Genomic DNA, 22,004 nt, shown 5'->3' on the forward strand with positions numbered 1-22,004 from the left:
GAAACACGACGGCCGTTTCGTGATGAAACGGCCGCCGTGCGCCGTGATGCACGCGATGAAGATTCAGGTCGGGTGGCGCCCGGCGCCCGGCTTGAAGCGCGAGCCGAGCCGGTAGCGGTTGCCCGGATGCAGGAAATGCACGAACGTGACGGGCAGCCCGTTCGTCCAGGTGCGGCGCGTGAGCGTGAGGCACGGCTCGTCGGCGCGCATGTCGAGCAGCCGCGCCTGCTCGCCGGTCGGCAGCGACGCATCGACGACGTGCTCGATCTCCAGTTCGTAGTGCGACACGTTGTTGTACAGGTATTCGGACGGCGGCTCGATCTGGAAATCCTGGTCGATGAAACCGGGCGCGGCGGCCGGATTCACGTAGCGGTCCTCGAGCTGGATCGGGCGGCCGTTTTCCTCATGCACGCAGACCACATGAAACACCGGCGTGTTGACCGGCAGGCCGAACGCGGCCGCGACGTCGAACGATGCGGGCTCGCTCGACTGGCTCAGCACGCGGCAGCGATATTCGTGCCCGCGCGCGCGGATTTCGTCGCGAATGTGCGCGATCATCAGCAGGTTCGACTGCGGCTTCACCTCGGCGACGAAGGTGCCGACGCCCGCGATGCGTTTCAGCACGCCTTCCTCGGTCAGCTCGCGCAGCGCGCGGTTGACCGTCATGCGCGCAACGCCGAACTGCGCGGCGAGATCGAGCTCGGACGGAATGCGATCCCCGGGGCGCCAGTCGCCCGATTCGACGTTCTGGCGAACGAGCGTCTTGATCTGCTGGAACGGTGCGGTGGCCTTCGTGACCATCGGGGGATCCTTGCGCGAAGAAGTGACGAGTCTAGTCGTCGTGACTGACGATGACCAGGATCTCCGCCTGCGCGGCGCCGAGGCTGCGCGTGCGGTGCGGGATGAGTGCGTTGAAATAGACTGAATCGCCGGTCTTGAGTTGCACCGTCTCGTTCGGAAATTCGATTTCGACGCGCCCTTTGTGCACGAACAGGAATTCCTCGCCTTCGTGCTCGCGGAACGTCGACGCGACGAATTCGTGCGGCGGATGCACGATGAACGGCAGCATCTTCTTCGGTGCGACGCCGGCCGCGATGCTTTCGAAGCGGTGCGCGTGGCTGTCGGCCGCCGCGCCCATGGCCGTGCGCTCGCCGGCGCGCGTGACCGTGATCAGCTCGCGATTGTGACTTTCCGAGAACAACTGCTCGACATCGACGTTCAGTGCCTTCGACAGCTTCAGCGCGACCGCGATCGACGGCACGCTCAGGCCGCGCTCGACTTTCGACAGATAGCTCTTGGTGAGGCCGGTCTCGTCGGCCAGCACGTCGAGCGTCCAGCCCTTCTGTTTTCTGAGCAGCTTCAGGCGAATCGTCATGGGGCGCCGGGTGTCCTTCGAAAAACCGATTGTAACGCATGACACACTGTGTCATATAATGGATCATGTGTCACAGCCCGGCGCGAATCCTCGCGCAACGGCTGCGGACGATGCGACACATCCGACCCATTCAGGAGGCGAACATGGCGGAAACGCTGAAGTTGACGAAGGAGGCGCTGGTAGCGCTGGCGGAGCGGCGTCTCGACAACGAGGTGAGCGACAGCGGCTGGTCCGCGCGGCAGAAGGTCGCGCTCACGTGCCGGATCCTGTTCGACGCCGGTCACGACTCCGGCCTGGCCGGGCAGATCACCTGCCGCGCGGGCGCCGCCGGCACGTACTACACGCAGCGGCTCGGGTTCGGTTTCGACGAGATTTCGGCCGCGAACCTGCTGCGCGTCAACGAGGATCTCGACGTCGTCGATGGCGAAGGCATCCCGAATCCGGCCAACCGGTTCCACACGTGGATCTATCGCGAGCGCCCGGACGTGAACTGCATCATCCACACGCATCCGGCGCACGTCGCGGCGCTGTCGATGCTCGAGCAGCCGCTCGTCGTGTCGCACATGGACACCTGCCCGCTCTACGACGATTGCGCGTTCCTGAAGGACTGGCCCGGCGTGCCGGTCGGCAACGAGGAAGGCGAGATCATCTCGAAGGCGCTGGGCGACAAGCGCGCGATCCTGCTGTCGCATCACGGCCAGCTCGTGGTCGGCAAGACGATCGAGGAAGCGTGCATGCTCGCGCTGCTGATCGAGCGGGCCGCGAAGCTGCAGCTGCTCGCGATGTCGGCCGGCGAGATTCGGCCGGTTCCGCCGGCGCTGGCGCAGGAAGCGCACGACTGGATCTCGACGCCGAAGCGCGACGCCGTGACGTTCGCGTACTACGCGCGCCGCGCATTGCGCACGCATCAAGACTGCATCGCATGAGCGCGCGGATCGCTTCCGCCACGTCCGCCCATCATTGAGGAATACGCATCGTGTCTATCCTGTTGCAAGGCATCATTGCCTACCCGGTCACGCCGTTCTCCGCCGACGGCGGTGTCGACCTGAACGCGCTCGACGCGCTGATCGAGCGCCTGATCGCCGACGGCGTCCACGCGATCGCGCCGCTGGGCAGTACCGGCGAGAGCGCCTACCTGTCCGACGACGAATGGGAGGCGGTCGCCACCGCATCGATTCGCGCGGTGCGCCGGCGCGTGCCGACCGTCGTCGGCATCTCCGATCTCACCACGGCCGGTGCGGTGCGCCGCGCGCGCTTCGCCGAACAGGCCGGCGCCGATGCGGTGATGGTGCTGCCGGTGTCGTACTGGAAGCTCGGCAACGACGAGATCGTCGCGCACTATCGCGCGATCGGCGACGCCATCGGCATTCCCGTGATGCTGTACAACAACCCGGCGACGAGCGGCGTCGACATGTCGCCCGACCTGATCGCGACGATCTGCAGGACCGTCGACAACGTGACGATGGTCAAGGAGAGCACCGGCGACATCGGGCGGATGCACCGGCTCGCGCAGTTGAGCGATGGCACGATTCCGTTCTACAACGGCAGCAATCCGATGGCGCTCGCCGCGCTGGCCGCGGGCGCGGCCGGATGGTGCACGGCCGCGCCGAACCTGAACGCGGCGTTGCCGCTCGCGCTGGTCGACGCGATGCGCGCGGGCGACCTGGCGCGCGCCCGGGCGGTTTTTCACGCGCAATTGCCGTTGCTGCAGTTCATCGTCAACGGCGGGTTGCCGGTGACCGTGAAGGCCGGGTTGCGGCTGCGCGGCTTCGACGCCGGTGAACCGCGCAAGCCGCTGCTGCCGCTCGGCGACGCACGCACGCGCGAGCTCGAACGCCTGCTTGCGGCACTGCCGGACCGTGTGACGGCATGAGCGATGGCACACGACCGGCGATCGCGGCCGCCATCGGCGCGGTGCGGATCGGCACGAGCCGGCCGCTGGCCGGCACGCCGCACGCGAGCGCGATCGACAAGCACGCGGTCGATTCGCGTCTGTGGCTGGGCGCGCTCGGCTTCGCCGGCGACGAGCAGGCCGACGCGCGGCATCATGGCGGCCCCGACAAGGCGGTTCACCACTATGCGCACGATCACTATGCGTGGTGGTCCGAGGAGATCGGCGCACGCGACGTGCTCGCGCAGCCCGGCGCGTTCGGCGAGAACCTGTCGACGCATGGCGTGACCGAGCACGACGTGTGCGTTGGCGATGTGCTGACGCTGGGCGGCGCCGTGCTTCAGGTGTCGCAGTCGCGGCAGCCGTGCTGGAAGCTCAACGCACGCTTCGATCATCCGCGGATGGCCGCGCTCGTGCAGCAAAGCGGCCGGACCGGCTGGTACTACCGCGTGCTGTACGAAGGGTGGGTGGCGCCGGGCGATGTGCTGGCGCTGGATGCGCGCCCGTATCCGCAATGGCCGCTGTCGACGGTGCTCGATGTGCTGTACCGGCGCACGCTCGACATGGCCGCGCTCGATGCGCTGTGTGACGTGCCGATATTGCCGCCCGGCTGGCGCAAGATGCTGGAAAAGCGCCGGACCGAGCGGCAGGTCGAAGACTGGACGAAGCGGCTGGAAGGATGACGTGCCGCGTGGCTCAGTTGCCCGGCAGTTCCCGCACGTCGGCCGTCGGCACCGAGCCGAACGCATCGCTCAGCGCATAAGCGATCAGTTGTCGCGCGGCCGCCTCGGGCGTCGCGAGCGCGCCGCTCGACTTCAACTGGTCGAATTTGTCGCGCATCGGGAAGTTGTCTTCGCTGGTCGAGCGGATCGTCGCCTGCATGCCGGTGTCCACGACGCCCGGTGCGACGCTGCAGATCCGCAGCGCGCGGTTCGCGTCGAGTGCGACTGCGCGGGCATGGTGATCGAGCGCGGCCTTGGTCGCGCAGTAGATGCTCCAGCCCGCGTACGCGTTGCGCGCCGCGCCGCTCGACAGGTGCAGGATCCGGCATTCGGTGGTGGCGGCTGCCGCTTGCGCGAGCGCGGCCGACAGCATCAGCGGCGCCGCGACGTTCAGGCCGACCGCGCGCGCGACGATCGCCGGGTCCTGCGCGGCGAGCGGGCCGATCGGGTCGACGATGCCCGCGTTGTTGAACAGCAGCACGATCGACGCGCCGTCGACGAAGCGGCGCAGCGTATCGCCTGCCAGCCAGGTCGCGACGGCCGATGCGTCCGACAGGTCGAGTTCGACTTCGGCGAAACGGTCGCCGGCTTGCGATGCGAGCGACGGATGGCGACTGCGCGACACGCCGAGCACGGCGATGCCGTCCAGCAGCAATTGTTCGGCGAGCGATGCGCCGAGGCCGCGAGTATGTCCGGTGACGATGGCGCGCACGTGCGGCGCGGATGAGGATGCAGTCATGGCAGTGAACCGGTGAAGAGGTAAAGGGTGTCGACGCGCGGCGCGCATGCGCGGCGGCGGCGGTGCGTGCGGGACGGATGATGCGTGGTATTGGCGTGCGAAGACGATCGCGCACGGCGCCGCGAATGTCCGGGTGAACGCGTATCGTAGCGCCGGCCTGCGCGTCGCGCAAACGCCGCCGTATGCGCGAAGGGCGATTCCGCGGTGCGGTGCACATGCATCGCCGTGCGGCACCGGCAGCCGATACGTTGGACGAAAGCCGGATGCGGCAAGTGCGCGCGCCGGTGCGGCAAGCGGCGCCGGGCCGCGCGTCGCGAGCTATCATATGGCTCGCCCGTGCGCGATGCCGGACGGGCCGCGACTGTTTCCCTCCACCTGCTGCACGCTGCGACGCCATCATGAACACCACGCCGGATCTGCCCACGCCACGCGCCCTTCGCGAACTCACGCCTCTCGAGGCCCGCATTCTCGGTGTGCTCGTCGAGAAACAGCACACGGTGCCGGACACCTACCCGCTGTCGCTGAATGCGCTGACCGCGGGCTGCAACCAGAAGACCGCGCGCGCGCCGGTGATGAACGTCAGCGAGGATGAAGTCACGACCGCGCTCGACGGGCTGAAGCACCTGAGCCTCGTGATGGAGGGCAGCAGCAGCCGTGTGCCGCGTTTCGAGCACAACATGAACCGCGTGCTTGGCATCCCGAGCCAGGCGATCGCGCTGCTGACGATCCTGCTGCTGCGTGGCCCGCAGACGGCCGCCGAACTGCGCCTGAACAGCGCGCGCCTGCACGGTTTCGCGGATATCTCGTCGGTCGAGGCCTTCCTCGACGAACTCGCGGCGCGCACGCAGGCGCTCGTCATCCGGCTGCCGCGTGCGCCGGGTGCACGCGAGAATCGCTGGATGCACCTGATGTGCGGCGAGGTGAACGTGGCCGACTTCGCGAGCGCGGATGCAGGCGGTGCGGACACCGTGCCGCCTTCCGAATTCGAGGCGCTGAAGGCCGAACAGAAGCGCCTCGCGGATGAAGTGGCGCGACTGAATGCGCTGGTTCAGCGGATGGCCAGCGAACTCGGCATCGATGTCGACGCGCCGGGCGACGCGTCCTGACGCAATGACCGCGGTGCGTGCGCATCGCGCGGCGTCGTTGCTGCGCGATGCGGATACCGCAACGCCCCGCCGCGTTACTTCAGCTTGACGCCCGGTACGAGATAACGCGCGCCGCCAGGCGTCAGGATCGGCGCGAGCGCGGCAAACGGCGTGTCGAGCTGCGGCCCGAGACACGCGCCCATCGCGTGGCCGATACCGGACACGGCGAACGACAGCTTGCCGGGCGCATCGAGTTCGAACGCAAGATACTGGGGAAACACGTCGGCGCACGACAGCGAATTGCCTTCGCCGTCCGTCGGCCGTCCACCCGGCTCGGCCTTGTCACGCCGCTGCGCGATGAAGCGCGTCAGTGCGGCGCTCGTTTCCATGTTGCCGTCCTTGCCCGGCTGCCTTGCAGCGTTCCCTCGTAGACCGTGCGCGGTGCGGCCTCCGACCCACCGGCGCGCAGCGCGATCAGCATCCATGCGATCCGGATCAACGGGCGCATCACCAGCGGCACCCGGTCTGTTCGGATGCGTCGACATCCAGCGCCCTGCCGAACGCGGTTTTCTTGCCGGTGCGCGCGTTGGTGTAGGTCATCGAATAGATGTTGGCACCCTGGGACATCATTTCGTATCGCCCGTTGATCTTGCCGTCGACCATTTCGACCCAGGTTGTCGTGAACTGGTGCGGGCGATCTTCGGCGAGCTCTTCGTCTTCCTCGTGTTCGATCACCAGCGGGAGGGCCGTTTTGGATTTCGCGTAACGGACCATGCCGCCCGACCATTTGACCGCATCGTCGTAGTAGGTGCGCATCTCGAAGCGCACGGGTTTGTCGCCATCGGTTGTGAAGCAGAGCACGTCGGTGGAAACCTTGGCGAGTGCCGGCAACGACATGCAGAGCAGTACGGCGGCGAGGGTTTTTTTCATGATGGTGTGTGAGCAATGAAGTGGCATTTCAACCGATGCTGATTCGCGTGGCGCCCGCATCGACGAGCCGGAACAGCAGATCCTCGACGGCCGTCTCGGGCGCGGAGCCGAGATCCGCGTTGACGCGCCACCCCTGTTCCGTGCGAACCGGTTCCGACAGGTAGTGAACGATGCCATGCAGGCCGTCTTCGGCCGGCGCATTCTCGTCGTCGACATCGAACCACGCGAGGAACCACGTCTTGAATGCGTCGACCGCCGTGCTTTCGTCGAGACCGTCGGCCTCGATCGACGCCCAGTCCCATACGAACGGCTGGATCGACACGGCCGCCGTTTCGAGGTCGAACGCGAACGGCGCGAAATCCAGTTGCGTGGTCGAATCGACCATCGCGGGCCGGCCGGCTGCTTCGCCTTCGGCCGCGATGGTGTCGGCCCGGCACGGCAGCGCGAGCGGCCCTTCGGTGGCCAGCGTGCCGTCATCCCGCCGGTAGGCCGGTTCGACGATCACCGCCGGTTGCGCGGCCGCTTTCGCGAGCAGGTCGACATAAGGTTGGCGGATGGCGCGGAGCAGTTCGGATACGGTCATCGTGGCGTGTCGGTTGAGCAGGAAACGATCGGTCACGGGCGGGCGGTGTGTTGCGCGACGGGCCGCTTCGGTACCGGACAGCCGTGATCGTACGGCACTTCGGCCGCGCGCGGACAGTCGGCCGAACGGCCGGGGCGACCGCATCGCGCGGTGGCGGATTTAGGCGTTTACCTTCAAACAATGGAAAACGCCCATCGAACGCGTTCTCGTTGTGCTTCAATTAATCCGGTTTGTAGTCCTACTAAAACGACATATTCAGGACAGGCCGGATTATTCATTCACAGGAGACATTCAATGGCTTGGAAACGGTTTTGAAGCGGCAATCACGATGGTTTGCAATACCGCCGAACTTCCTTCGATGAAAGCAGGTTATCCCAGGGGCCCCCACCCATGTCCTCCAAACGTTTCATGACCGTCGCGGCTGCCTTGTCCGCCGCGCTGGCCATCGCCGCACCGCCGGCCAGCGCCGGCGCGCCGACCGTGTCCGATCCGTTCTATACGTACACCGGTTCGACGCCATTGGCATCGATTCCACCGGGCACCGTGCTCAACACGCGTAACGTCACCTATCACGTGGCCGGCATTCCGACCGCGGTCACCGCGCAGCAGTTGCTGTATCGCACCAACAACGCGCAGAACCAGCCGGTCGTCAACGTGACTTCCGTGATCCGGAGCGCGGTCAGCAACGGCCAGGCCATCTCGTACCAGTCGGCCTACGATTCGCTGAACCCGTACGACGAGCCGTCGCAGGTGATCGCCGGCGACCGCGACGTGACCAAGGTCATCAACATCGGCACGTTGCTCTACAGCGCGGAATCGGTTCCGCTGTCGACGCTGCTGCTGCTGGGCTACAACATCATCGTGCCCGATACGGAAGGGCAGACGGCGGACTTCGCTGCCGGCCCCGAATACGGGATGACGACGCTCGATTCGATTCGCGCGGCGCTCAACACGCCGTCGACCGGCCTGAATCCGTCGAGCAAGGTCGCGATGATCGGTTATTCCGGCGGGGCGATCGCGACGAACTGGGCTGCGCAACTCGCGCCGAGCTATGCGCCCGACATCAACAAGCAGCTCGTCGGCGCGGCGGAAGGCGGCGTGCTGGTCGACCCCGCGCACAACCTGCGCTATGTCGACGGCAGCATCGTCTGGGGCGGCGTCGCGGCGGCCGCGCTCGCCGGGCTGGCGCGCGGCTACAACTTCGACCTGACGCCCTATCTCAGCGACACCGGCGTCGCCGTGTTCAAGGACATCCAGAATCAGTCGCTCGCGTACATCCTGCCGAAGTACACGGGGCTGCACTGGGCAACGCTGCTCAAGCCGCAATACGCGAACGACATCAACAGCATTCCGGTGTATGTGACGTATGCGAACAAGGTGAATGCCGGGCTGGCCGCGTCGCCGACGATCCCGATGTTTATCGGCCAGGGCACGGCCGGCGCGCTGGATGGCACGTTCAGCAGCCAGGTGGGCGACGGCGTGATGATGGCCTACGATGTGCGCGCCCTGGCGCAGAAGTTCTGCTCGAGCGGCGTGCCTGTCGTGTACACCGAATATCCGCTTGAACATGCCGGAGCGATCGTGCCGTGGGTGGCCGGCATGCTGCCGTGGCTCTACGACCGCTTCAACGGCAAGGCCGCGCCGAGCAATTGCTGGCTGACGGCGCTCCTGCCGAGCAATTCGCTGGCGCCCGAGACGCTGCACTAGCCGCAACGGGCAACATCGCGAATGGCCGGGCGATCCTCCGCGGGTCGCCTTTTTTCATTCCGCGTTTTGACGCCGGTCGCGTTGCTGTGACCTTGGCCGCTTGCCTTCCCCCGCCGCAAGCCTCTGCCGTCTCTCCCGGGTGCCATAATCGAGCCTGCACATCATTCCAGACGTCCCCCGGAGAAACACCATGCAGAACCTCGACAATCCTTCCCACGATCGCGAGGTAGGCAGCGCCGACGCGACGCAGGACACCACGCGCATCGACGACGTCCGCATCGGCGCCGTGCGACCGCTGATTTCGCCCGCGCTGCTGCTGGACGAGCTGCCGGTGCCGGCCGCCACGCAGACGCTCGTCGAGGATACGCGCCGCGCGATCGGCGACATCCTGCACGGCCGCGACGACCGGCTGCTGCTCGTCGTCGGTCCGTGCTCGATCCACGACCACGATCAGGCGCTCGACTACGCACGCCGCCTGAAGGCCGCCGCCGATGCGCTGAAGGACGACCTGCTGATCACGATGCGCGTCTACTTCGAGAAGCCGCGCACGACGGTCGGCTGGAAGGGCTACATCAACGATCCGCGCCTCGACGGCAGCTTCCGCATCAACGAAGGGCTGCGCGCCGCGCGGCAACTGCTGCTCGACATCAACGCGCTCGGCTTGCCGGCCTCGACCGAATTCCTCGACCTGCTGAGCCCGCAGTACATCGCCGACCTGATCGCGTGGGGCGCGATCGGCGCACGCACGACCGAGAGCCAGAGTCACCGCCAGCTCGCGTCGGGCCTGAGCTGCCCGATCGGCTTCAAGAACGGCACCGACGGCGGCGTGCAGGTCGCGTCGGACGCGATCGTCGCCGCGGCCGCGAGCCATGCGTTCATGGGGATGACGAAGATGGGGATGGCCGCGATCTTCGAGACGCGGGGCAACGACGACGCGCACGTGATCCTGCGCGGCGGCAAGAACGGCCCGAACTACGACGCCGAACATGTCGAGGCGTGCTGCTCGGTGTTGCGCAAGGCCGGGTTGCGCGAGCAGGTGATGGTCGACTGCTCGCACGCGAACTCGAACAAGTCGCACGAGCGGCAGATCGATGTCGGGCAGGATCTCGCGCGGCAACTGTCGCAGGGCGAGCACAGGATCGTCGGCGTGATGGTCGAGAGCCATCTCGAAGCCGGGCGCCAGGACCTGAAGCCGGGTGTGCCGCTGCAGTACGGCGTGTCGATCACCGATGCGTGCCTGAGCTGGACGCAGACGGAGCCGGTGCTCGACGTGCTGGCGGAGGCGGTGCGGCATCGCAGGGTTTATTCGCGGAATGCGTGAGGTAACGACGGCGGGTTAGCGCCCGCCGTCGTCATATCCGGCACGCCAACGAAGATTGGCGCCGAGCAGGTTGTTTCGTCCCATCGGATGCGCGCTCGCCCGTGTTCCCGGCTCCATACCACTTCGCATCGCGCGCTGGCATTCTGCTCGCGCGTTTTCTCGCGTCGATTTCACGGTGGCCATGCTCGTTGGCCTGGTGGCGGCGCGCCATTCAGAAGCCGCTCTCCTCGACGTGTATGCCACGCCGCGCATGGCCTCGTGATGCGTCAATGCGCTCGTACGGCACACGCAATGCGTGCCGCCTCGACAGACAAGCTCGACACGTAGTAATGCCGGCCTTTAGTACAAGTACGAGTTTTTAGGGCAATTCTTATTTTCGGCCGCAACAAAAATATACAGAATTCCTTCGATTGATTCGACGCCCCATAACTCGATGAACCACATCGCCAGTGGCAAAGATCAATGAAGGATTTGCACGGAATGCCAATCCTTGTATTTCAATCGAGGCGCCCTGTTTTTGCGAGGCGCCGCAATCCAAGGTGGGTCAACCTATGAACACGAAAATGATTCTCGCTGGTGCCGTGATGACGGCACTCTCCTCTGTTGTGATGGCCGACACGGTCGACGGTACGATCAATTTCGAGGGCAAGATCGTAAGCGATACGTGCAAGGTCAGTTCGCTCACGGGCGATGCCGGTACCATCAACGTTGCCATGGGCACGATCGCAACCGATCAGATCGGCACTGTGGCAGCGCCGAAGATGATGGTGAACGGATCCGGTTCGGCCAACATCGACATCGTCTGCAAGCAAGGCGCAAAGGTGGGCATGAAGTTCGCCGGCCAGGCTTCCGAGTTGAGCGCGGACAAGAAGTCGATTCGTGTGAACAACGGTGCGACTTCGGCGGGTTTTGCCCAGGGTGTGAGCGTCGCTGTCTATGAGGGCACGGGCGATGGCGCGAAGGCATTCGACCTGAGCAACGGCGATCTGCTTGCGACGACCGACCTGAAGGAGGCGGGCAAAGTTAACGTTCGTTTCTCCGCAGCGTACGTCGCTCAAGATCCGTCGAAGGTCACGGCTGGTGTCGCGAACGCGAGCCTGCCGTTCACGCTGAGCTACGAGTAAGTCCGATATCGGCCCATCGCGCCGAGTTCAATAGGCAGGAGGAGGGCTTCCCTTCCCCCTGCCGCGTTATTTCGCAGATCTTCCCGATATGAAAACACGATACCTCGCCGCAGGCGTGGCGCTTGCGTGCGCGCTCGTCATGTCCGCGACTCATGCCGCGATTTCATTGAGTGCGACGCGCGTCATTTTCGATGGCAAGCACAAGGAAGCGTCCGTCGTCGTCAACAACGACGGCGCAGACGTGCTGATCCAGTCCTGGCTCGACCCGCTCGACGCTGCCGATGGCCAAGCGCTGCCGTTCGCAGTGACGCCGCCGCTTGCCAAAGTGCCCGCAAGTCGGCAGCAATTGCTTCGCGTGCTGTATGAGGGCGTCGGTGTGCCTACCGACCGGGAATCCGCATTCTGGCTGAACGTGCAGGAAATTCCGCAGGCCGCCGTTGGCGACACCGTCCTGCAACTGGCCGTGCGCCAGCGGATCAAGGTCTTCTTCCGGCCGAGCGGCTTGAAGAGCGACCCGCAACAGGCGCCGGCAGGCTTGCAGTGGCGCCTCGACCGCGAATCCGGCAAGGCGGTGCTGCGGATACGGAACCCTGGCCTGTACCACGTTACCGTCGTCGATGCGAAGTGGCATTCGGGTGACAAGGACGTGCCCGTCATCGACGCAAAGATGGTTGCGCCCGGTGGTGCGGCGAGCCTCTCCGTCACCTTGCCGGCGAGCGGCGCCGCGCCCGAGTTGCGCTACGACATCGTCAACGATTTCGGCGGCCGCGAGCACTACCGCGTCACGCTGCCGGTTGGTCAGTCCGCCTCGCCGATTGCCGTCGACAAGTGAGCGACGACCGGGCGATGAAGGTCGCCGTTGCGCCTTCCGCACGGGCAAACCGGTGCATGAAATGGTTTGCGTTGGTCCGCCCCCCTGATTCGAGAACCGCCAGAGCGTAATCCCCGATGCCTAACCGATCGACTCAATTGCTGCCGTGCAGCTCGGACGGGTCGCCTGTATCCGCCGCGCTTCCGCGCGCAACGCCGCTCTATCTTGCGATGTGCCTGACTGTATTCGGCAAGGCCCATGCGGAAACGGCGGAGACGGTCGTCGCGCAGGCCACGCCGATGACGCCGGCCTTCAATACCAGCTTCCTGCGCGGCAGCGGCCACCCGGCTGATTTATCGGCCGTGCTGACGAGCGACAGCAGCGTGCCGCCCGGCACGTACCGCGTCGAAGTGCAGGCCAACGGCGATCTCGTCACGCGTCGCGATATCGTGTTTCGCTTCGACGAGGCGAAGGGCAAGGTCGAACCGTGCCTGACCGCGGAGACGCTTCAGGAGTTCGGGATCAACCTGCACGAGTTGCCGAGTGCGCCCGACACGGCCGATCCGGCGTGTCTCGATGTTGCTCGATTGATGGATCAGGCTGCGGTCGATTTCGACGCTGGCCGGCTGCGGCTCGACTTGAGCATTCCGCAAGCGTTCCTTTCCCGTACGGCGCGCGGCTATGTCGATCCGGCGCTGTGGGATGCGGGCGTTGCGGCCGGGTACGTGAACTATCAGTTCAACGGCAACTACGGCCACGGTGGCTTTTCGGGCGACAGCCGCAGCTACTTTCTCGGCCTGCAAAACGGCATCAACATCGGTCCGTGGCGATTGCGCAACGAGTCGACGCTAAGTGGCGGCACGGGCGGCAAGCTGCAGTTCAAAAGCAATCGCACGCTTATCGAGCGCGACATCACGTCGCTAAAGTCGCAACTCGGGATCGGTGAGCAATACACCGATTCGACGCTTTTCGACAGCGTGCGCATTCGCGGCGTGAAGATCGGTTCCGACGACGCGATGCTGCCGGACAGCGAACGCGGCTATGCGCCGGTGATTCGCGGGCAGGCGTTTAGCAACGCGGTGGTGGAAGTGCGTCAGAGCGACTACATGCTGTATCGCACCAACGTGCCGCCCGGCCCTTTCGAGCTGACCGACATTTTTCCGTCGGGCTCCAACGGCGACCTGGAAATCACTGTGATCGAGGCGGACGGCAGCAGGCACGTCACCCGTCAGGCGTTCTCGAGCCTGCCGCTGATGCTGCGCAAGGGCCGGATGAAGTACAGCTTCTCGGCGGGTCAATATCAGGGCGGCCAGGGTTCGTCGCTCGTGCTGGCCACCGGCTCGGTGGTCTATGGCTTGACCGACAACAGTACGCTGGCCGGGGGCTTCCTGATGTCCAAGGATTATCAGGCGTTCAACCTCGGCGTCGGCACCAATACGCCGATCGGTGCGCTGTCGCTCGACGTCACGCAGTCGCTCAGCCGTGCGCAGGGCGCGCGCCGGGCCGGTCAGAGTGTGCGCGTGCTGTATGCGAAGACGTTCACGCGTACCAACACGAATTTCACGTTGGCCGCATACCGATATTCGACGGACGGGTATCGGACGTTCAGCGATCACGTCAACGACGTTGACATGGCGAGCGGCATTCAGGCCGCGCGCAGCCGCTCGCGGATCGATCTGACGACGAGCCAGGATCTCGGCCCGGAGCGGAAATACGGCAGCGTCTATCTGAACGTCAGCCAGCAGACATACTGGAATCAATCCGGATCGAGCCGTAGCGTGAGCGTGGGCTACGGGAACAACTGGAAGCGGCTGGGCTACAACCTGAGCTTCACGCAATCACGCGATTCGCGATACGGCGAATCGGGATCGAATACGCGACTGATGGCGACGTTGTCGATTCCGCTCGGCAACAAGGCGCGTTCGCCGCGCTTGTACACCAACGTTACGCGGGATGGTAGCGGCACAGCCAACGTGCAGGCCGGCTTGAGCGGCAGCTTTAACGAGCGTACGTCGTATGCGGCGCAATCAGGCTACGCGAACGAGGGGCGCGGCGCGATGGCCGGGGCGAGTGTGACACACAACACCGACGTCGGCCAGCTGTCGGCCAGCTACAACTACGCGCGCGATTATCAGTCCGCGAGTGTGGGTGCGACGGGCGCGGTCGTCGTGCATCGCGGTGGCGTCAACCTGAGCCGCATGCTCGGCGATACCTTCGCGTTGATGAAGGTGGAAGGTACAAAGGGCGTGGACGTGCGGACCGAAGATGGCGTGAGCATCGCCCGAAACGGTTACATGGTGATTTCTTATGCGCAGCCTTATCGCGTGAATACGCTGCGCCCGGATACGCGCAACCTAGGCGCGGATATCGAACTTATCGACACGGCTAAGAAGGTCGTCCCGCGTCGTGGCGCCGTGGTGGAGGCAGTGTTCAAGGCGAACGGCGGGCGGCGCGTGCAGTTCAACGTGGTGCAGGCGAACGGCCGGCCGGTGCCGTTCGGCGCCAGCGTGGAAGACGCGAAGACCGGCAAATCGCTCGGTATCGTCGACCCGGGCGGTAACGCGCTCGTCCTGCTCGAGCAGGGGCACGGAGCGGTGACAGTCAAGTGGAAGGGCGACCGGTGTCAGGCGTCGTATGCGCTGCCCAAGATCGACGTCGGCAGGCACTACGTGAGGCAGGTGCTTCGCTGTGGCCCGGCGCAGCTTCCCTGAACGCTTGTGGGCAAGACGTGCTTGATCTTGCCTTGAATCGCGGGAGTGGGACATGCCACGACTACGTCGCGCTTGTCGTACGAAAACGGTAGGCAACTCAATCAACGAATGGATTTCCGAAGATGGGATTTTTCAATTTCATGGATTACCCGAGACTGGGCTCTCCGCTCATCTGCGCAGTTTCCACGTTGACCGGGACAGCCGCGGCGGATGACGTAATTGGCCTCCCCGAGACCACTATTTCAAACAAGTGTCGCGCCGGCTTTCCTTTCGACTCGGGGCGATCTTCGCTGCCACGGTGTTGGATCCCGCCCGTGTGCCGACTGAGCCGCGGCCTTCTGGTCGTCCTGCATGAAAGCGCAGAAGGAGTCGGGTCGTTCCTATGGACTTGGCGTTGCAATTTCCATGGTGATCGCGTGCGCGTTGGCGCATCGTGCGACGGTGGCGTGTTCCAACATTCTCAGGACGAGGCGGTGCGCAAATACAGACATCGCTTCATGTTTTCTCACGTTGCCGGGCAAAAATGAGGAGGGCGGGCATGCACACATGGTACACAAGGCTGGCGACAGGGCTATTGTTGATCGCGGCAAAGGGGGCATTTGCCTTCACCTGCACGACGGTCACCAAAAACACCACCATTCAGCCGAAGTCGATGGTAATTCAGCGTGACCTGCCGGTGGGTTCGCTCATTGCGAGGGTCGAGTCGGATGTCGTGGATACATTCACATGTTCCAATACCGAGCCCAAGTTGACTCACCAGGAAATGGGGGTCAAGGGATTTGGGACCTACGCAGGCACCTTCGACGGCAAGCGTGTCTGGAAGACCAATATTGACGGAATTGGCTATGCGATCGGCATACTCCCGGTGAGTCAGTGCGACGGTAACGAACACTGGGTCGACGGAAACAACCCGCAGAATGCAGACCACATCGTCGTCTGCAACGTGAACGGCATGTTTGACGTGCGGCCAATGCGAGCCAAGGCGCTGATCAGCTTCTATAAGACGGACTCAACTACCGGTACGGGCTCGGTGTCAGCGGAGTGGGTCGGCTCCTTCATCCTGAAGAATGGCCAGAGTCCGACTGACTGGTTCAAGCCAGAATCCAAGATCAGCATCGCTTCGTTCGATGTGGAAGCGCTTTCGTGCACGGTAAGTAACAAATTGATTCCGGTAGATTTGGGCGAAGTACCCATCGGTGCGTTCAAGGGACCAGATACGTCGCCCTCTGCCGGGACAAAAGCGTTCAGCATCCCGATCAACTGTGCAAAGGACACCAGCGTCAATCTCCAACTGGACGGTGCCGCGTACGACGCAGCTCGAGGGATGCTCAAGCTGGATGCCGGGGCTTCGAGTGCCAGCGGTGTGGCGATCCAGTTGCTCTATGACGACAGGCCGGTGGAATTGGCCAAGCGTTTCAAGTGGCAGACGATACATTCCGATGGCGACTACGCGATTTCCCTCAAGGCACGCTACGTACAGACGGACCGCAACGTCAAGCCAGGCGTCGCCAATGGCAGCGCAACGTTTACGCTTACCTATCAATAATTCGGCTGTTCGGTTCCATAAAGCCCGAACGTCGTTGCTACGAATTCTGTCATGCGACGACGAAATTTCTTTAAGCGGGATTGAAAGCGAAAATTGACGGATTGGTCAGGAGGTCGATGCGATGGTTAGCTCGGAGTCGTCACTTTAGGACAAATCTTATATTCCAATTTTGCATGATTAGTAAGAATGCCTAATCAGGCTATGTGCTGCGTAGTTGGCGTGCCCGGCACGGTGACATGTTTCCGGCGTGCCGCAAGTCAATCGGACGCCGCCCGGAATTTGGCTTGAGCGAGGTGCGGCGGCCCTTCGATGCGTAAGCCAGTGTCGCCTTGTGGCGCCTACACAGTCAGTTACATCCGCGCTCCCGTCAAACGCGCATTGATTATGAAAGCAAGGTTCTCTGGAAATCGCCCGATCTGGCGCATGCTGTGTCGAATGTGGATTATCGTGCTGCTCACCACATCGATCGGTGCGGGCGCCGCGACCGCCTGCGAGAAGCCGGTGTTCACCGACGAGGAGCTTCGGTGGATCGCCGCGCACCCCGTCGTTCATATCGCGGTCGAAGCGAACTGGTATCCGATCGAGTACATGCGCAATCGCAAGCATGGCGGCCTGGTCGCCGGCTATCTGAACGTGATCTCGAAGATGACCGGACTCACGTTCCAAACCGTGCCGGGCACGGAATGGGGCCATGCATACGATGCGATCGCCGCCGGCAAGGTCGATCTTCTGCCGGGCGTGTGGCGCGAGCTGGTTCCGGACCGGGTGGGCGCGGGCGCGCTCGTGAGTTCGCCGTATCTGGTCGGGCGGCTGACCGCCGTGACGCGCAACAATTCCGCGATGATTTTCGGTCTGCAGCGGCTCACAGGTCGGCGCGTCGCTATCAAGGGGCGCGGCGCGGTCGAATTCTTCACGCGGCACAGCGGAGTGAAGCTCGACGTGCTGACGTTCGACACCGAGGAGCTCGCGCTTGCCGCGGTCGCCAACGGCGATGCCGACGCCGCACTCGGCATCGATGTCACGATCCTGCCGATCGTCCGCCGGCAGTTCACCGGCCAGCTCTACATGTCCGGCATGCTGGCAGATCGACCTGTGTCGCTCGCGATGCTCACGCGCGCCGATCTGCCGATTCTCGCGTCGATCATCGACAAGTCGCTCGCGGCGATTCCCGCAAGCGAGGCGGCGGCGATCACGCGTGACTGGGTCGAACTGGGCGACTACGGCAAGCCGACGATCCGCTCGATCCTGCATTATCGTGCGCCGGTGGTGCTAGCAATCGTCGTGGCGTTGCTGACGTTCGCGGTGCTGGCATACATGATGTGGAAATCCCGCGCGGCCGCCATTCGCAGCAAGCGCGACAAGGCCATGTTCCTCGCCTTCGTCAGCCATGAGATTCGTACACCGATGCAGACGGTCCTGTCGTCGCTCGAGTTCCTGCAGCGTTCTCGGCTTTCCGTGCAGCAGGCCGGCCGCGTGGAGGCGGCCACCTCGGCTTCAGGGACGCTGCTGACACTGCTCGACGATATCCTCGAATACTCGCGTCTCGAGTCGCGCAAGGTCGCGCCGTTGCCGCAAACGATCGAGCTCGAGTCGTGGGCCCGGCAAACCGTCGACATGGTGCGCTGGCGTGCCGAGCGAAAGGCACTCGCGTTGACGCTCGATGTTGCGAGCCCGCCGGCATTACATGTCGTGATCGATCCCGTGCGCGTGCGCCAGGTCGTGCTGAACCTGCTCGTCAACGCGATCAATTTCACGACGGCCGGCGTCGTTGCGCTACACGTCCGCTATCTTGGCGCGCGCCACGGACGCAACGGCATCCTGTGCTTCGAGGTGCGCGATACCGGTATCGGCATTGTGCCCGACCGCCTCGGGCATGTTTTCGATGCGTACTGGCAGGCGGATCATTCTTCGCAGGAGGGCGTCGGCGGCAGTGGGCTCGGGCTTGCCATCTGCAGCGAGCTCGTCGGATTGATGCACGGCACGATCACCGTCGACAGCGTGCCGCATGTAGAGACGGTGTTCACGGTGCAGTTGCCGGTCGCTGCGATCGAGGGTGTGCCTGCGCCACGGCAAGCCGGCCCGGCTTCCGCGTGGGAGGAATCATCAGCCGTGCGGGCGAGCGACGATACGCCGCGCATCCTGATCGTCGACGATCACGAAGCGGTCCGGGCCGCGTTGCAGGATCAATGCGAGGAACTTGGCTGCATCGGCGTGCTTGCCGGAACGGGCGACGTTGCACTGCAACGGCTCGCTGACACGCACATCGACATGGTGCTGATGGATTGCAATCTACCGGACATCGACGGCTATACGCTCGCGCAGATGATCCGGCAGGACGAAGCGGCGCGCAAGGTCACGCATGTTCCGATCGTCGCGATCTCGGCCGTTACCGGCGACGCGCACAAGATGCGCTGCTTCGACAGCGGGATGGATGGTGTGCTGAGCAAGCCGCTGCGGCTCGACGCGATGAGGCAGATGATCGCGATGTGGTGCCCGACGTTCGAGGGCGTCGCGACCGATGAATCGTCGGCCGCGTGATGTCGTCGCAAGCCGCTTTCAACGCGTATGGCGCCCACGCGTCGCTTGCAGACGGGCGCTTGTATCGTCGTCGGGCATCGCGCGCTGCTGAATCGGATGGCCGGCGCGTTGCCTGTCCTGGTGTGCATCTCGTCTATGCGTCCGCGCCACCCGGCTCGCGTTCGCCGGAGCCCGGCTGGCCGGTTTCGGCACGATGCCGGCGCCACAACTCGCGATGGAGCGCTTCGACCTCCGATGAAATCCCGCCGGACATGGCGGGCAGTCGGTGCTCGAGTTCGGCGGCCAGCTCGCTCGTTGCGGTATGGCCGGCAATCGCAGCGGCGCCTTTGATCCGGTGCGCCGCGTGGCATGCGCGATCGGTATCGCCGCTCGACAGCGCATCGGCGAGCACGGCCAGATCGGCATCGACACTTTGCCGGTAGATCGCGCGAAAGTCCGGCTTTGCCGGTTGCGTTTCCTGTATCGATGGCTTGGTCATATCGATATCGCCGGCTGGACACCACAAGTCGATCATCTGGCGCAGCGCGTCGAGCCGCAGCGGCTTGCCGAGCACGCCGTCCATGTCGCTGTCGAAGCAGCGTGCGCGATGCGCATCGTCCGTCGATGCGGAGATCGCGATGATCGGCGTGCGCGCCTGCTTGCGCAGTTGTTCGCTGGCGCGCATGCGTTGCGCGACCGTGTAGCCGTCGATGTCGGGCAGGTCGCAGTCGAGCAGCACCATGTCGTACTGTGTGCGCTCGAACTGCTCGAGCGCCTGCTCGCCGTTGCCGGCAACCATCGAGCGGCATGCGAGCGCATCGAGCTGATGCCCGATCGCATGCTGGACGGCCTCGTGGTCGTCCACGACGAGAATCGCCGGTCCCGCGCGGGTACGCAACGGCACGTCGGTTTCCGGTGGTTTGGCCCCGGGCAGCGAGGATAGGGGCTCGGGCGGGGGCGATTCGGGGCTGTCTGGCGTTACCGCTTGAGCGGCACGCCGCGCAGGCAGAATTACCATGAAGATCGTCCCCTTGTCGGGACTGCTGCTGACGGTAATGATGCCCTTCATCAAGTCGACGAGTTCGCGGCAGATCGACAGTCCCAGCCCGCTGCCGTTTACTCGACGGCTTCCCGGTTGCTCGACGCGCTGGTAGGGAGCGAATATGCCGCGCTGACGTTCGGGCGGGATGCCGATCCCGGTATCGCGGACCTCGATCACGAGCGAACCGGCTCGGCCCGGCTTGTCGTCGAGATAGTCGACACGCAACGTGATTGAACCTGCAGACGTGAACTTGATCGCGTTGACGAGCAGGTTCAGTACGATCTGTCGTGTGCGTAGCGGATCGATCAGCACACACAGACCGGCCGGGCATGCGAGTTCGACCGCAAAGCTCAGGCCTTTCTCGTCGACCCGCCACCGCACCATGTCGGCGCTGCGCTGTGCCCACGGCTCGACTTGTGTGGGCTCGGGCGCGAGCGCGACGTTGTGCGATTCGAGCCGCGAGTATTCGAGCACGTCGTCGAGCAGTGTCAGCAGCGATTCCGACGCGGCGATTGCCGCGTCCGCACGGCTTGCCTGCTTCGGCGCCAATTCCGAGCACTGCAACAGTTCCAGCGACGACAGGATCGTATGCATCGGCGTACGGATCTCGTGGCTGATGAACGCGAGGAACATGGCCTTGTCGCGCTCGCTGCGGATTGCTGCGACGCGTGCGCGCCACGAAACGAATGCGATGGCCGCCAGTGCGAGCAGGGTCGCACCGGCCGCCGTGGCCTGCCAGCGGTGATAGTAGAGGATCGATCGGAGCGTTGGCTTGCCGTAGTCGGCCGATTCGATCCACTGACGCGGGATTTCCTCGCTCGAGCGTGCGGGGATCGCCGCCAGGGACTTGTCGAGAATCGACGCGAGCAGCGGCATGTCGCTGCGTGTCGCCATGGCCAACGCGTACGGGCGGTCCGGCAGGCCGCCGGATACGAACAGTTCCCCTTCGAACTGGCGGCGCAGCAGCGGCAGGATCGACATGTCGGGGCCCACGGCGACGTCCGCTTTCCCGTCGGCGACAGCTGCGAGCGCGTCACGCTCGTTGTCGTACGTCATCAGGGTCACGGGTATGCCGCTTTGCCGAATCGCGTATTCGAGTCCGCCGTTGCCCTTGATCGCGATTCGTCGACCGGCCAGATTCCGGAAATTGACGAACTGGTTCAGGCGCTCCGATGCGACGACGAGCATCGTGCCGACGAAGTACGGCTGGCTGATGAGCGTGCCGTTGCGGAACTGCGACGCATCGGTAGTCTTCGACACGTCGGGCACCATGTCGACCTTTCCGGACATCAGTGCGTCGTACGTGTCGGACCACGACACGTCGTCGACATATTCGAAGCGCAGCCCGCTGGCACGCGAAACGGCGTCGAGATACGACGGCACGATGCCGACGATTTTCCCGCGCTCCCGAAATTCGAACGGCCGCCAGTTCCGGTCGACCCGCGTCCGCACCACCGGATGCGCGGCAATCCACGCCCTTTCTTCCGCCGTGAACTGAGGCGTGTTGCTTGCCCATCCGAGCGCGGGCATCAGCCAGACGATCACGCCGGCGAGGGTGGCACGTCGCTTCAAACTCACCTTGCTCACGTTCCTTTCACCAGGTTGTTGGCCGGGTTGCCACGGGACCGCCTGCGGATTCGTATCGGACGCTGCGATGATCGCCGCAACACCGGAAAACGAGGCCGTCATCATAGGTCGTGCATGGTGGAAACGCAACGCGGTGCGGCGACTGGCAATTCATGCGGAAAAGCCCGATGGACACGCATGCATGTGCCGAATCCGAACGGTGCCGGAGGGTCGACGGCACCCGGAAACATGTTCGTCGGTATCCGCCCGGTTTAGCCAGAAGGGTTAAAAAGTATCCGAAAAGCCGGTAAGCTAATCGGGATAACCATGGACG

Annotated in this window: 18 protein-coding genes; 11 read left to right on the forward strand and 7 right to left on the reverse strand. The window is 64.3% G+C overall.

The window, feature by feature from the left end:
* Positions 1 to 63 precede the first annotated feature (63 nt).
* Together hutC and H3H55_RS17545 are read right to left on the reverse strand one after the other, a co-directional pair.
* On the reverse strand, positions 64 to 801 hold the full coding sequence (gene hutC, locus H3H55_RS17540; RefSeq protein ID WP_193099562.1) for a histidine utilization repressor: 738 nt from the start codon (positions 799 to 801) through the stop codon (positions 64 to 66).
* A gap of 31 nt (positions 802 to 832) precedes the next feature.
* Entirely contained in the window at positions 833 to 1,375 is a 543-nt protein-coding gene (locus tag H3H55_RS17545) for a helix-turn-helix domain-containing protein (RefSeq protein ID WP_193099563.1), read from the reverse strand.
* 143 nt (positions 1,376 to 1,518) lie between these two features.
* On the opposite strand from H3H55_RS17545, the gene H3H55_RS17550 reads away from it, so the two are divergent.
* The 3 genes from H3H55_RS17550 to H3H55_RS17560 are packed head-to-tail and all read left to right on the forward strand — an operon-like array spanning position 1,519 to position 3,949.
* Positions 1,519 to 2,301 carry an aldolase gene (locus H3H55_RS17550; protein WP_193099564.1) on the forward strand — a complete coding sequence of 261 codons (783 nt, stop codon included), beginning with the start codon at positions 1,519 to 1,521 and terminating at the stop codon, positions 2,299 to 2,301.
* A gap of 50 nt (positions 2,302 to 2,351) precedes the next feature.
* The gene (locus H3H55_RS17555; protein WP_193099565.1) at positions 2,352 to 3,248 is read left to right on the forward strand and encodes a dihydrodipicolinate synthase family protein; all 897 of its coding nucleotides are present in this window, start codon (positions 2,352 to 2,354) and stop codon (positions 3,246 to 3,248) included.
* Complete coding sequence (locus H3H55_RS17560; protein ID WP_193099566.1) at positions 3,245 to 3,949, forward strand: MOSC domain-containing protein; 705 nt, start codon at positions 3,245 to 3,247, stop codon at positions 3,947 to 3,949. Before H3H55_RS17555 ends, H3H55_RS17560 begins: the two co-directional genes overlap by 4 nt.
* A gap of 13 nt (positions 3,950 to 3,962) precedes the next feature.
* Here the strand turns inward: H3H55_RS17560 and H3H55_RS17565 are convergent, their stop codons facing one another.
* Positions 3,963 to 4,727 carry an SDR family oxidoreductase gene (locus H3H55_RS17565; RefSeq protein WP_193099567.1) on the reverse strand — a complete coding sequence of 255 codons (765 nt, stop codon included), beginning with the start codon at positions 4,725 to 4,727 and terminating at the stop codon, positions 3,963 to 3,965.
* A 398-nt stretch (positions 4,728 to 5,125) separates the two neighbouring features.
* Between H3H55_RS17565 and H3H55_RS17570 the strand changes: the two genes are divergently transcribed.
* Positions 5,126 to 5,833 (forward strand): YceH family protein, encoded by a 708-nt coding sequence (locus H3H55_RS17570; protein ID WP_048246139.1) that lies wholly within the window; start codon positions 5,126 to 5,128, stop codon positions 5,831 to 5,833.
* A 74-nt stretch (positions 5,834 to 5,907) separates the two neighbouring features.
* Here H3H55_RS17570 and H3H55_RS17575 read toward each other — a convergent pair whose 3' ends face one another.
* The 3 genes from H3H55_RS17575 to H3H55_RS17585 all read right to left on the reverse strand — a co-directional run bounded on the left by H3H55_RS17575 (position 5,908) and on the right by H3H55_RS17585 (position 7,325).
* On the reverse strand, positions 5,908 to 6,201 hold the full coding sequence (locus tag H3H55_RS17575; protein WP_226800273.1) for a hypothetical protein: 294 nt from the start codon (positions 6,199 to 6,201) through the stop codon (positions 5,908 to 5,910).
* A 118-nt stretch (positions 6,202 to 6,319) separates the two neighbouring features.
* Positions 6,320 to 6,742, reverse strand: coding sequence for a hypothetical protein (locus H3H55_RS17580; protein ID WP_193099568.1), 423 nt, complete (start codon positions 6,740 to 6,742; stop codon positions 6,320 to 6,322).
* A gap of 28 nt (positions 6,743 to 6,770) precedes the next feature.
* Positions 6,771 to 7,325 (reverse strand): hypothetical protein, encoded by a 555-nt coding sequence (locus tag H3H55_RS17585; protein ID WP_193099569.1) that lies wholly within the window; start codon positions 7,323 to 7,325, stop codon positions 6,771 to 6,773.
* A 390-nt stretch (positions 7,326 to 7,715) separates the two neighbouring features.
* Between H3H55_RS17585 and H3H55_RS17590 the strand changes: the two genes are divergently transcribed.
* From H3H55_RS17590 to H3H55_RS17620, 7 genes are all read left to right on the forward strand, one after another.
* Positions 7,716 to 9,032 carry a lipase family protein gene (locus tag H3H55_RS17590; RefSeq protein WP_193099570.1) on the forward strand — a complete coding sequence of 439 codons (1,317 nt, stop codon included), beginning with the start codon at positions 7,716 to 7,718 and terminating at the stop codon, positions 9,030 to 9,032.
* A gap of 190 nt (positions 9,033 to 9,222) precedes the next feature.
* Positions 9,223 to 10,353, forward strand: coding sequence for a 3-deoxy-7-phosphoheptulonate synthase (locus tag H3H55_RS17595; protein WP_226800275.1), 1,131 nt, complete (start codon positions 9,223 to 9,225; stop codon positions 10,351 to 10,353).
* A gap of 551 nt (positions 10,354 to 10,904) precedes the next feature.
* Positions 10,905 to 11,477 (forward strand): fimbrial protein, encoded by a 573-nt coding sequence (locus H3H55_RS17600; RefSeq protein WP_193099571.1) that lies wholly within the window; start codon positions 10,905 to 10,907, stop codon positions 11,475 to 11,477.
* Between the two features lie 88 nt (positions 11,478 to 11,565).
* Positions 11,566 to 12,309, forward strand: a complete 744-nt coding sequence (locus H3H55_RS17605; RefSeq protein ID WP_193099572.1) for a molecular chaperone — start codon at positions 11,566 to 11,568, stop codon at positions 12,307 to 12,309.
* A gap of 209 nt (positions 12,310 to 12,518) precedes the next feature.
* Positions 12,519 to 14,999 (forward strand): fimbria/pilus outer membrane usher protein, encoded by a 2,481-nt coding sequence (locus H3H55_RS17610; protein WP_226800277.1) that lies wholly within the window; start codon positions 12,519 to 12,521, stop codon positions 14,997 to 14,999.
* A 538-nt stretch (positions 15,000 to 15,537) separates the two neighbouring features.
* Complete coding sequence (locus H3H55_RS17615; RefSeq protein ID WP_193099574.1) at positions 15,538 to 16,545, forward strand: fimbrial protein; 1,008 nt, start codon at positions 15,538 to 15,540, stop codon at positions 16,543 to 16,545.
* A 447-nt stretch (positions 16,546 to 16,992) separates the two neighbouring features.
* On the forward strand, positions 16,993 to 19,083 hold the full coding sequence (locus tag H3H55_RS17620; RefSeq protein WP_319022293.1) for an ATP-binding protein: 2,091 nt from the start codon (positions 16,993 to 16,995) through the stop codon (positions 19,081 to 19,083).
* A gap of 133 nt (positions 19,084 to 19,216) precedes the next feature.
* Here the strand turns inward: H3H55_RS17620 and H3H55_RS17625 are convergent, their stop codons facing one another.
* A complete protein-coding gene (locus tag H3H55_RS17625) occupies positions 19,217 to 21,691 on the reverse strand; it encodes an ATP-binding protein (protein WP_319022294.1) in 2,475 nt (824 codons plus the stop codon).
* Positions 21,692 to 22,004: the final 313 nt, after the last annotated feature.

This window comes from Burkholderia sp. Z1, from assembly GCF_014893795.1.
Classification (GTDB): domain Bacteria; phylum Pseudomonadota; class Gammaproteobacteria; order Burkholderiales; family Burkholderiaceae; genus Burkholderia; species Burkholderia theae.

Coding starts and splice junctions, on each gene's coding strand:
- H3H55_RS17605 (WP_193099572.1), top strand. CDS start 11,566: ATGAAAACACGATACCTCGCCGCAGGCGTGGCGCTTGCGTGCGCGCTC.
- H3H55_RS17565 (WP_193099567.1), bottom strand. CDS start 4,727: ATGACTGCATCCTCATCCGCGCCGCACGTGCGCGCCATCGTCACCGGA.
- H3H55_RS17560 (WP_193099566.1), top strand. CDS start 3,245: ATGAGCGATGGCACACGACCGGCGATCGCGGCCGCCATCGGCGCGGTG.
- H3H55_RS17610 (WP_226800277.1), top strand. CDS start 12,519: ATGTGCCTGACTGTATTCGGCAAGGCCCATGCGGAAACGGCGGAGACG.
- H3H55_RS17615 (WP_193099574.1), top strand. CDS start 15,538: ATGCACACATGGTACACAAGGCTGGCGACAGGGCTATTGTTGATCGCG.
- H3H55_RS17575 (WP_226800273.1), bottom strand. CDS start 6,201: ATGGAAACGAGCGCCGCACTGACGCGCTTCATCGCGCAGCGGCGTGAC.
- H3H55_RS17585 (WP_193099569.1), bottom strand. CDS start 7,325: ATGACCGTATCCGAACTGCTCCGCGCCATCCGCCAACCTTATGTCGAC.
- H3H55_RS17570 (WP_048246139.1), top strand. CDS start 5,126: ATGAACACCACGCCGGATCTGCCCACGCCACGCGCCCTTCGCGAACTC.
- H3H55_RS17580 (WP_193099568.1), bottom strand. CDS start 6,742: ATGAAAAAAACCCTCGCCGCCGTACTGCTCTGCATGTCGTTGCCGGCA.
- H3H55_RS17595 (WP_226800275.1), top strand. CDS start 9,223: ATGCAGAACCTCGACAATCCTTCCCACGATCGCGAGGTAGGCAGCGCC.
- hutC (WP_193099562.1), bottom strand. CDS start 801: ATGGTCACGAAGGCCACCGCACCGTTCCAGCAGATCAAGACGCTCGTT.
- H3H55_RS17590 (WP_193099570.1), top strand. CDS start 7,716: ATGTCCTCCAAACGTTTCATGACCGTCGCGGCTGCCTTGTCCGCCGCG.
- H3H55_RS17550 (WP_193099564.1), top strand. CDS start 1,519: ATGGCGGAAACGCTGAAGTTGACGAAGGAGGCGCTGGTAGCGCTGGCG.
- H3H55_RS17545 (WP_193099563.1), bottom strand. CDS start 1,375: ATGACGATTCGCCTGAAGCTGCTCAGAAAACAGAAGGGCTGGACGCTC.
- H3H55_RS17600 (WP_193099571.1), top strand. CDS start 10,905: ATGAACACGAAAATGATTCTCGCTGGTGCCGTGATGACGGCACTCTCC.